11 protein-coding genes and 1 pseudogene are annotated in these 9,956 nt (G+C 46.4%); 5 read left to right on the forward strand and 7 right to left on the reverse strand.

Annotated elements, in window-relative coordinates; translation table 11 throughout:
- Positions 1-242: 242 nt before the first annotated feature.
- The 4 genes from Q9R23_RS13080 (at position 243) to Q9R23_RS13095 (ending at position 4,758) form a co-directional block, all read left to right on the forward strand.
- A complete protein-coding gene (locus Q9R23_RS13080) occupies positions 243-1,562 on the forward strand; it encodes a Na+/H+ antiporter family protein (RefSeq protein WP_311247250.1) in 1,320 nt (439 codons plus the stop codon).
- 124 nt (positions 1,563-1,686) lie between these two features.
- On the forward strand, positions 1,687-2,280 hold the full coding sequence (gene uptA / locus Q9R23_RS13085; RefSeq protein ID WP_214855551.1) for an undecaprenyl phosphate transporter UptA: 594 nt from the start codon (positions 1,687-1,689) through the stop codon (positions 2,278-2,280).
- 59 nt (positions 2,281-2,339) lie between these two features.
- Complete coding sequence (locus Q9R23_RS13090) at positions 2,340-3,224, forward strand: hypothetical protein (protein ID WP_311247238.1); 885 nt, start codon at positions 2,340-2,342, stop codon at positions 3,222-3,224.
- A gap of 166 nt (positions 3,225-3,390) precedes the next feature.
- The gene (locus Q9R23_RS13095; protein WP_311247239.1) at positions 3,391-4,758 is read left to right on the forward strand and encodes an amino acid permease; all 1,368 of its coding nucleotides are present in this window, start codon (positions 3,391-3,393) and stop codon (positions 4,756-4,758) included.
- A gap of 68 nt (positions 4,759-4,826) precedes the next feature.
- On the opposite strand, the gene Q9R23_RS15970 is transcribed toward Q9R23_RS13095, so the two are convergent.
- The 4 genes from Q9R23_RS15970 to Q9R23_RS13115 all read right to left on the reverse strand — a co-directional run bounded on the left by Q9R23_RS15970 (position 4,827) and on the right by Q9R23_RS13115 (position 7,229).
- Positions 4,827-5,108, reverse strand: coding sequence for an ATP-binding cassette domain-containing protein (locus tag Q9R23_RS15970; protein ID WP_311247240.1), 282 nt, complete (start codon positions 5,106-5,108; stop codon positions 4,827-4,829).
- Positions 5,109-5,220: 112 nt separating this feature from the next.
- Entirely contained in the window at positions 5,221-5,505 is a 285-nt protein-coding gene (locus Q9R23_RS13105) for a hypothetical protein (protein ID WP_290755649.1), read from the reverse strand.
- Positions 5,506-5,608: 103 nt separating this feature from the next.
- Complete coding sequence (locus Q9R23_RS13110) at positions 5,609-6,406, reverse strand: transporter substrate-binding domain-containing protein (RefSeq protein ID WP_214855541.1); 798 nt, start codon at positions 6,404-6,406, stop codon at positions 5,609-5,611.
- Positions 6,399-7,229: a transporter substrate-binding domain-containing protein gene (locus tag Q9R23_RS13115; protein WP_311247241.1), complete on the reverse strand. Its 831-nt coding sequence runs from the start codon at positions 7,227-7,229 to the stop codon at positions 6,399-6,401. The genes Q9R23_RS13110 and Q9R23_RS13115 overlap by 8 nt, the downstream gene beginning before the upstream one ends.
- Positions 7,230-7,493: 264 nt before the next feature.
- Here Q9R23_RS13115 and Q9R23_RS13120 point away from each other — a divergent pair, with 264 nt between their 5' ends.
- Positions 7,494-8,132 carry an SDR family oxidoreductase gene (locus tag Q9R23_RS13120; RefSeq protein ID WP_311247242.1) on the forward strand — a complete coding sequence of 213 codons (639 nt, stop codon included), beginning with the start codon at positions 7,494-7,496 and terminating at the stop codon, positions 8,130-8,132.
- A gap of 59 nt (positions 8,133-8,191) precedes the next feature.
- Here the strand turns inward: Q9R23_RS13120 and Q9R23_RS13125 are convergent, their stop codons facing one another.
- From Q9R23_RS13125 to Q9R23_RS13135, 3 genes and pseudogenes are all read right to left on the reverse strand, one after another.
- Positions 8,192-9,202 carry an ABC transporter permease gene (locus Q9R23_RS13125; protein ID WP_311247243.1) on the reverse strand — a complete coding sequence of 337 codons (1,011 nt, stop codon included), beginning with the start codon at positions 9,200-9,202 and terminating at the stop codon, positions 8,192-8,194.
- 69 nt (positions 9,203-9,271) lie between these two features.
- Entirely contained in the window at positions 9,272-9,694 is a 423-nt protein-coding gene (locus Q9R23_RS13130) for a MarR family winged helix-turn-helix transcriptional regulator (protein ID WP_311247244.1), read from the reverse strand.
- A gap of 75 nt (positions 9,695-9,769) precedes the next feature.
- A pseudogene (locus Q9R23_RS13135) lies at positions 9,770-9,956 on the reverse strand (nuclease-related domain-containing protein); the annotation flags it as partial.

Below are 9,956 nucleotides of genomic sequence, written 5' to 3' on the forward strand. Positions count from 1 at the left end.
ATTTTCTCGTAATGGAGAAGGATGGCACATTTTTTTGTGTAAGCCATCTTCAGTGATCTATATGCTTTTCCCTTCATGCTTCCAGGTATTAAAAAATAAGACTTTTATACAAAGCTAGAAAGCCTATCGTGAAGTCATTTAATACGAGGTCAGACTTTTATCCTTGACAGTGTTTCAACATGGCTGTAAGATACTTTAGTATAGTGCAGTGATAACAAAAGAAAGTGTGGTTTTACCGAATGATTAACGCCGTATTGTTTGCCGTCTTTTTACTATTCATCTTAGCGATCTTCCGCGTCCACATCGTGCTCGCGATGGTCATCAGTGCGTTCGCCGGCGGTCTCGTCGGCGGTCTTGATTTAACGAAAACAACCGAAGCGTTCGCGGGTGGTCTTGGTGACGGAGCCGAAATCGCTCTTAGCTACGCAATGCTTGGTGCGTTTGCCGTCGCCCTCTCGAAAACGGGCTTACCGGATGCTCTCGCTCACGCATTGATCGCACGTTCACGAGGTAACGCAAGTGCCGCATCAGTCAAGAAGTTAAAAGGATTCATCTTGTTCGCGATTCTGTTACTCGCAATCAGTTCACAAAATGCTCTACCGATTCACATCGCCTTCATTCCGATCATCATTCCGCCGCTTCTTGGTCTTTTTTCTCAGTTGAAGATGGACCGACGTCGAATTGCGATCATCATGACATTCGGTCTCGTCACACCGTACATGTTCTTACCGATCGGATTCGGAGACATCTATCTGAATCAGATTTTACTGAAAAACCTGAAAGCTAATGGTCTTGATACGACGGGAGTTTCTGTCATCGAAGCAATGGCGATTCCAGCACTCGGAATGGTCGTCGGTCTCTTGATCGGTCTGTATACGTACCGGAAAGAGCGGACGTATGAAATTCGTGATATCGCCCCGGACGACTATGAAATCCCGGTCATTACGAAATCGAAACTTGTTCTAAGTGGTATCGTCGTCATCGCGACACTGATCGTTCAACTGCAGACGGAATCAATGATTCTTGCTGCATCGACGGGACTCATCCTCTTCTTGTTGCTTCGTCTCGTTCGATTCAGTGAAGCAGATGACGTCATCACGCGTGGTATGCGGATGATGTCATTCATCGGTTTTGTCATGATCTCAGCGAACGGATTCTCGAATGTCTTGCGTGAGACGGGTGATATCGAACCGCTCGTTGAGAACTCAAAAGCATTGATGGGCGACTCCCAACTTGTTGCCGCGTTCGTCATGCTCTTGATCGGTCTTCTCGTCACGATGGGCATTGGATCAAGTTTCTCAACTGTTCCAATCATCGCTGCGATCTTCGTTCCACTTTGCATCCAGTATGGCTTCAGCTTAGAAGCGACGGTTGCGATCATCGGGACAGCAGGTGCTCTTGGTGACGCTGGTAGCCCCGCGTCAGACTCGACGCTTGGACCTACGAGTGGTTTGAATGCCGATGGTCAGCACGATCACATGCGAGAAACCGTCTTTCCGACGTTCTTGCACTACAATATTCCGTTGCTCATCTTCGGTACGATTGCTGCGGTCGTGTTATAAAAACAAGACGGATTCGCTATCATGGTGGATCCGTCTTTTTAATTGTCTCCGTTTTTTTCCTTTTCATTTGATCTTCGGTTCTCTAAAATAAAGGAATGTACTGATTACAAAGGAGTTGTCTTACGTGTTATCTCAAATCGTCAACCAGATTTTACTTTCACTTGCCGATCTCGGATATTTCGGTATCGCCCTCGGGTTGATGATTGAAATCATACCGAGCGAAATCGTTCTCTCATACGGCGGATTCATGATTTCTCAAGGAACGATTAGCTGGCCACTCGCTGTCGTCGCCGCCGTCATTGGCGGATTGTTGTCGCAATTGTTCTTATATTGGTTTGCTCGCTATGGCGGTCGTCCATTGATCTTGAAGTACGGAAAGTATGTCCTGATCTCTGAACATCATCTGGATTTAGCTGAACGCTGGTTCTTGAAATACGGTCAAGGTGTCATCTTCGGAGCTCGCTTCATTCCTGTCGTCCGCCATGCCATCTCGATTCCAGCTGGTCTTGCGAAAATGGATCAAACGAAGTTTTCGCTCTACACGATTCTTGCCATCATTCCATGGTCAATCTTGTTCCTCTATCTTGGAGAAACACTCGGAACGAACTGGCGCTCGATCAAGGAAGTCGCTGCACCATATACGAATGGTGTTTTGATTGCTGCCGTCGCCTTAATTATCGTCTATTTCTTCTATAAACGCCGTCAACGGTCGGTTTAACTCATTAAGCAGTCTGTCTGTCGACGGACTGCTTTTTACAACAGACAGGAGGTCGTGCCATGCTCACATACCCGCTCGCCCATTTCCCGCTACGTCGTTTGACCGCATCCTATCGTTCTGGAAGCCCGGTCGCAACTGGCATCACTGTCGACGGACATATTTTAATCGTTGAAGAATCGATTAATGAATTTCGTGAAACACAGATCCTCTCCATTCATCAACTGAAGGATGACTGGCGAAAGACGACGATCGTCGAAAGAAACGACATCGACTTTTCCCTCGTTGATCGTTTTCCAGACGGACGGCTGTTACTCGTCGCTTCTCGTTGTGATGATGATATCGACGGCACATGGTTGCCAAACGCCTTTATCTACGATCCTCAAGGTCAGTTACTGAATAGCTTTTGTTTAGACGACGGGATTCAAAATATGCAAATCGACGAACAAGGTTGGATTTGGGTCAGTTATTTTGATGAAGGTGTCTATGCCGATGCCGTCACGAGTTCAAATGGTGCTTTCGGTCTGGTCGCTTTTGACGATACAGGTGAAGTGCAGTATAAGAATCGGCAATATCCGATTGATGATTGTTATGCTCTGAATGTCTGTTCATCAACAGAAGTCTGGTTCTTCTACTACTCCGATTATCGTTTCGTCCGTATTAATCAAGAGGACGATCTCGTTTGTGAGGCTCCTACGATCGCCTTTTCTCAGTTCGCTCGGTACAATGACCATCTACTTGCTGCATACTCTGATGACATACAATTACTTGAACGAAATGGAACACGTTTTAAGGGCATTCGTTCGATTCGTTTCATGACCGAACAAGGAAATTCCCTGTCAGGCGATCTTACAATGCGTGATGATTTGATCGTCTTAGCAACTGCTGAGCATCTGTATGTCGGGAGATTAGGTCAACAACTTGACACTCTATTAATGGGCGAATGAAAGCTGTTACATATTTGTTTCATGAATATCTGATTATTGAAAACTCTATTTCAAATTTTCAAAAAGACTAGCCGTGCCCTATCCGAGGATAGTATACTCAGCCTTATAGTTCTTACGACAAGTTGTCTGAACATTATGACGTCACAGATTTTTTTTGGGGGAAACGATGAGTTCGAATTTGAAACGAGATTTAACAGCACGACAGGTACAAATGATTGCGCTCGGAGGAACGATTGGTGTTGGTCTCTTCCTCGGGGCGTCAAGTACGATCGCTTGGACAGGACCATCAGTCTTACTTGCGTACATGCTAGCCGGAGTTTTTATCTTTTTCATCATGCGGGCACTCGGCGAGATGGTCTACACCCATCCGCACAGTGGATCGTACGCAAAGTTCGCAAACGATTATATCCATCCAGCTGCTGGTTTTTTAACAGCAAGCAGCAACATCTTCAACTGGGTCGTCGTCGGGATGAGTGAAGTCATCGCCGTTGGAACGTACTTACGCTTCTGGTGGCCTGAACTACCAACATGGATTCCAGGGGTCGTCGTCATCATTCTCTTGACGCTCGCAAACCTTGCTTCCGTCAAAATGTTCGGTGAACTCGAGTTTTGGTTCGCTTCGATCAAGATACTGACGATTCTTCTGATGATCGTCGCTGGATTCGGCATTATTTTCTTTGGACTAGGGAATGGCGGAAATCCAGTCGGTCTTTCGAATCTTTGGGCAAACGGCGGCTTTTTCACAAACGGTTTCACCGGCTTCTTCTTTGCCCTCTCGATCGTCTTCGCCTCTTACATCGGTGTCGAGTTGATTGGAGTCACGGCTGGGGAAACAAAAGATCCAGAGAAAAACATCACGAAGGCGATCGATGGTGTCGTCTGGCGGATTTTGATTTTCTACGTTGGAGCGATTTTCATCATCGTCACGGTGTATCCATGGAACGAATTATCCGATCTTGGAAGTCCATTCGTTGCGACATTCGCCAAGGTCGGTGTGACGATTGCTGCTGGCATCATTAACTTCGTCGTCATCACGGCCGCTTTATCCGGTTGTAACTCAGGAATCTTCAGCGCCAGTCGGATGATCTATGCATTAGCGGAAAAAGGGCAGATGCCGTCTTTCTTCTTAAAGATCAATAAACGTGGGATTCCGCTCTATACAGTTCTAGCCATTTCAATCGGGATTTTCTTTGGTGTCATCCTCGATATCATTCTCCCGCACGTTCTCGGAAAGGATACGAACATCTTCGTTTATGTCTACAGCGCTTCGGTACTACCAGGGATGGTGCCATGGTTCGCGATATTAATCAGTCATATCCGTTACCGAAAAATCGAAAGTGAACGGACAGCCTCGCATCCGTTCAAAATGCCAGGTGCGCCGGTGACGAACTATCTATCGATCTTCGCGCTGATCACAGTACTCGTCGGCATGCTGTTTAATGACGAGACACGCGTCTCAATCTTAATCGGAATCGCCTTTTTGATTTTAAGTACGATCTACTACATCGTAAAAGTACCGAAAATCGAAAAATAAAACTGTTGTACTCCTCTCATGACACAATGAGAGGAGTTTTTTTCATACACTGTATTTTTATTTTGACCTCACATATTATTCATGGTATTCGTGATTTCCCGAACGTCTAAAAACAAACAATTTAACGACAGAAAGGAGGGATGAAATATGAACGGATTCAATCGTTTCCTGCTCGTCCTAATCGGTATTCTCAGTTTAATCAGCGTCGTCAGCATCTGAACAGTCGTCGATTTCCCGGCACCGTTCGGTCCAAGAAAGGCGAAGATTTCCCCTGCTTGCACGTCAAAGGAAATCCCTTTGACGACATCCTTTCCATCGTACGTCTTCGTCAAGTTCACGACATGAATCATCTTCATTCCTTCTTTCCATGAATTCAAAGTCATATCCAAGATTTTCCTATTTTTTCTGTTCGAAAAATCAAAAAAGACACCTGAATCGGTGCCTCGATTCAATCTCTAACGATTACGCTACAATCTGGTATACACCATATACGGCACCTGCAGACAAGGCGAGCGTTACGACTACCGACACCAGCATCATCTTAAACTCAACTCCTTTTAAGCGAACGGCTCGCGCTAACGCGAGACTAAACGATAGTACCGCGCCACTCGTAAATACAAGCGCTCCTGCGAACAATAACGTAGGATTATTAATCCAAACATCTCCGATGACGAACCATGTGTAAGTGACACAGGCAAAAAGAGCGGTCATGATGAGCCATTGTTTCGATGTTCTCTTTTTCAACATATCGGTTTCCTTCTGGTTTGCTTCTACATACTTGTTCGACTTTTCCCATCAGATTCCTGTCATTAAAAAATCGTGCCTCCTGCTATCAGGAGGCACGATCCACTTATGACGCCACTTGCCATTTCTCTTTTAATTGCTCCATCTCTTCCTGTCCTTCGTACGACTGCATCCAGAGGTTAAAGACATCGACGACGTCCGCTTCTGACTCCCGGACGAGGTAGCTTTTCTCCGCCGGAATCCACTTTTCTTGAATTCTTGGTGCCGCGAGTCGTTGATCGAGTGCTTCATAATGAATCGCCTCGACCGTATCAGTGATCATGACATCAACTTCACCTGAGGCAACCGCATGCGGGATGTCGAGGTTTTGCTCATACATGACGATGTTCGCCTTCGTAAACGTCTTGCGGACGAATTGTTCATTCGTTCCTCCTGGGTTAAGACCAATCGTCACGTCCGGTCGATTGATCTGTTCAATCGAAACGAGGCGTCCTGCATCTTCTTTACGGACGAGCGGTGTCTTTTGGAATGACAGGTAACTTGACGTGAAGTCGCCAATGATCTCGCGCTCGATGTTTTTCGTCACTCCCCCGACGACCATATCGAATTTCCCGCTAGCGAGATCAGCAGACAGCGTCGGCCATGTCGTCGGGACGAACTCCACATCGATGCCGGTCGTCTTCGCGAAAGAACGGATCACTTCGATATCGAATCCTTCGTACTCGTTCGTCTTCCGGTTCAAATAGGTGAATGGTTTATAATCGCCGGTCGTTCCGACGACGATTTTTTTCGTCGCAAAGACGTTCTTTGCTTGTACACGTCGTGGTTGCTCCGTTTGCCAAAGTGTTAGTAAGCTGGCAAACAAGACGCCACCTCCGACGACGATCCATCCCCATTTACTCATGTGCTCCCGCTCCTTTCGCTCCGACCGCCTCACGCGTCGAGACGATGTTCCATTTTTCCTTCAATTGTTGAACTTGTTCTTGCCCCTCTGCACTTTCAATCCAGACCCGGAAAACGTCTCCAAGCTGTTTTTGATCCGGTTTCATCAAATACGCCATCTCAGCTGGTTCCCATGCTTCAGTGAGTTTGGGAACCGCAAGATTCAGTTCTGTTGCGTAATGCAACGCCTCGATGTCGTCCGTCACCATGACATCGACTTGTCCGCTTTGGACGGCTTTCGGAATGTCCAAGTTGTTCTCAAAGACGGTCACATCTGCTTTCGGAAAATGCTTCTTCACGAACGCTTCGTTCGTGCCACCCGGATTGACGCCGATTTTGACTGCTGGATCATTGATTGCATCAAGCGAATTCAAGCGTTTGACATCTTCCTTCTTTACGAGCGGTGCTTTTTGAAAGGAAAAATACGACGACGTAAAGTCTCCGACGACCTCGCGTTCGACTTTCTTTGTAATCCCACCGACAGCGATATCAAACTTGCCTGACTTCGTATCTTCCGATAACGTCGGCCATGTTGTCTTGACGAACGTCACGTCAAGATCCGCTGCTTTAGCGAACGCTTGGATGACTTCAATATCAAAGCCTTGATAACGATTCCGTTCCTCGTTCCAGTATGTAAAGGGTTTATAATCCCCCGTCGTTCCGACAACCAGTTTTTGGTCTTTGAAGATGTCATGTGCTTCGGCATTCGTTTGTTGATTCCAAATCATCCAAGCGGCAACGCCTGTCAAGACAAGTCCCGCCAGTAGCCATGGTTTCTTTCTCATCGTATCTCTCCTTTCTGTTTCGTCGTTTCCCATTCACCGAATATTTCCACAATTTAACCTAAACGATTTTCGGTGTGGGTAATAGTCATTATCCTACCACACTTACACGTGATTTCAAGATAATTTGACGATTTTATGCATAAAAGCGTTAAAAAGATGTTTTGATGACGGTTACTTTTCCATAAGTCGTCTCTCTTTACAGAATCCCCTCGTCTTTTCCATACTGAAACAGAATCATCCAATCGTGGAATGGAGGAATGGAACATGAGTCAGATTTTTATCATTGGTGCAAATGGTAAAGTAGGTCGTCACGCTGCTCGCTTACTGCAGGATTCGGAGCACGATGTCAAAGTAGGATTACGTTCCAAGGACCAATTCAGTGATTTTGAGAAACTCGGTCATACCCCGGTCCACCTTGATCTTGAAGACGATGTCGCGACAATCACGGAAGCATTACAAGGATCAGATGTCGTTATCTTTACCGCAGGATCAGGTGGTCATACAGGAGCGGACAAAACGATGCTGATTGATTTTGACGGTGCCGTCAAATCGATTGAAGCAGCGGAAGCAATCCATGCGAAACAGTTCATCATGGTCAGTGCCTTGAATGCCGATTCGCCAGAAACATGGTCCGACAGCATGAAGCCGTATTACATCGCGAAACGTTATGCGGATCGTGTCCTGAAGGAATCATCACTTAACTATACGATTCTTCGTCCAGGTGGACTGTCGGATGAAGCCGGAACAGGAAACGTCACGACGGATCCGTCCGAGCAAGCGACTAAAAAAATTCCACGCGAGGACGTCGCCCGTGTTATTTTAGCTGCGATCGGTCATGATAAAGCATCGAAACAAGTCGTCACACTACTCGAAGGTGACACACCAATCAACGAGTTGTTCTAATACAAAAGCTCACGTCTCGGAAATTGAGACGTGAGCTTTTTTTGAAACTATACTTTTTCTCAAGCCATGGCTTGCTGCCTAACGCCCTCTCTTTTCCAGACTGTAATGAGACACGTCACCAAGAAACTACCAACAAATAGTAAGGATAGATGAAGGACTTGCGTCCCGACTGATCCATCCATGAATAATAATCGACCGAAACCAGAGACGGCATTTGGAACAGGCAGGAACGTTCCGAGTGATTGATAAAATGGTGCCAGCATCTTCGCTGGAACAATGTTCCCTGCGGTCATTAACTGGAACGGGATCAATGCGACATTAACGAGTGGAGCAATCGGACCAAATAAGGCAAAGTTCATCTGTGTGACGGCGATACAGGTCGCAACGACGAGGAGCTCGAACGCCCATAGTTTGATGAATGGTGTATCGATGTCTGTCAGTAGATGCGCCATCGAGACGAGGAGCAATGGTACGACAAGTAAGACGATGCCGTGCAAGAGTTGTCGACTCCAGAATAGATCCCATTTTGTGTGACGACTCTTTAAAATCGTACTGACGAGATTGAATTGTATCCCCATCGTCATCGTCGCGATGTAAATGACAAAACCGAGAACGAGCGGAAGCATTGATAAAGCAAAATCCGAGACGGCATGTTCCGTAACGATTGACGTCGTGAACGTCGGCTCACCATTCAACTGTTTGCTGATCGTTTCCGTTGCTCTCTCGAGGATTGCATTTGCGAATTCCGCATTCGTCTGACTGACGTGTGCCGTTAGTTGATGCGTTGCATCATCTTTTTGTAAGACGAGATCGACTTCATTCGCATCAAGTGCTTGCAACCCTTTTGTTTCTGTTGCAACCGTCTGAACCGTGAACGGTGCTTGTTGCAACGACTGGATGAACGGATCATTCGCTTCTGCGACGACCCCAACATTTAATTGATCAAGACGTTCTGTCGTTCCTTGGTAACCCGTCATCCAGACAACGAGGAACACGAGCGGGACGACGATTGCGAAGACGAGCCCGACTTTCGTTTGTGTCATTGACCAGACATCTTTCCATGCTTTCATATTACAATCTCCTTTTTATATGCATCACTTATAATATCACGTGCAACTATATATCCGAAGGAAAACCATTCACGTCACATTCCGGTGAATGGTCTCAAGTGTTACTTTTAATTGCTCGATTTGCTCTCGCGATAGTCCACGGAACGCTTCGAGTTGTAGCTGATCGAGCTCTGGTTCGAGGCGATCGACGATGTCGCGTCCTTCTCGTGTCATCAAGAGCAGAACCGCTCGTCGGTCCCGAGGATCTGGTGTTCGAACGATCAGCTCTTTTTTTCCTAGCTTATCGAGAATCTTACCAATCGTCGTTTGATCACGTTCTGTCACGAGTGCCAGTTGCTTTTGCGAAACACCATCTTGTTTTGCGAGTTCGCTTAAGACAGAGAATTGTTCCGGCGTTAGTCCAAATGCCTCCATCCGTTTAGCAGCGGCACGTTTGAATGCGTAATAGCTTCTGGATAATTGCATCCCGAGTGACCATTCCGATTCCTTCATCCCATCATCTCCATATAGTTGCACTACTTATTATTTATTCACTATACCTGAAGGAGAATGAGCTCGTCAACGGTCTCATTTTGCCTGTCGTTGACGAATCCCATCGATATGCGCTTGTTGGGTGGCACGATCGACTTGTGAATGAACACCGAGTTTTCCTGCAATCGTATCGACTTGACTCGGTGTCAACGGCTTTTCTGTCGCGAGTTGCTCGATCGTCTTACGTAAGACGTTTCGTTTCAAGACACGGACATATGCTGAA

It is taken from the genome of Exiguobacterium sp. BRG2 (genome assembly GCF_031844245.1).
Lineage (GTDB): Bacteria > Bacillota > Bacilli > Exiguobacteriales > Exiguobacteriaceae > Exiguobacterium_A.

Excerpts from the sequence above, each read along its gene's own strand:
- Q9R23_RS13095 (WP_311247239.1), top strand. The coding sequence starts at position 3,391 with ATGAGTTCGAATTTGAAACGAGATTTAACAGCACGACAGGTACAAATG.
- Q9R23_RS13090 (WP_311247238.1), top strand. The coding sequence starts at position 2,340 with ATGCTCACATACCCGCTCGCCCATTTCCCGCTACGTCGTTTGACCGCA.
- Q9R23_RS13120 (WP_311247242.1), top strand. The coding sequence starts at position 7,494 with ATGAGTCAGATTTTTATCATTGGTGCAAATGGTAAAGTAGGTCGTCAC.
- Q9R23_RS13115 (WP_311247241.1), bottom strand. The coding sequence starts at position 7,229 with ATGAGAAAGAAACCATGGCTACTGGCGGGACTTGTCTTGACAGGCGTT.
- Q9R23_RS13110 (WP_214855541.1), bottom strand. The coding sequence starts at position 6,406 with ATGAGTAAATGGGGATGGATCGTCGTCGGAGGTGGCGTCTTGTTTGCC.
- Q9R23_RS13105 (WP_290755649.1), bottom strand. The coding sequence starts at position 5,505 with ATGTTGAAAAAGAGAACATCGAAACAATGGCTCATCATGACCGCTCTT.
- Q9R23_RS15970 (WP_311247240.1), bottom strand. The coding sequence starts at position 5,108 with ATGATTCATGTCGTGAACTTGACGAAGACGTACGATGGAAAGGATGTC.
- Q9R23_RS13130 (WP_311247244.1), bottom strand. The coding sequence starts at position 9,694 with ATGAAGGAATCGGAATGGTCACTCGGGATGCAATTATCCAGAAGCTAT.
- Q9R23_RS13125 (WP_311247243.1), bottom strand. The coding sequence starts at position 9,202 with ATGAAAGCATGGAAAGATGTCTGGTCAATGACACAAACGAAAGTCGGG.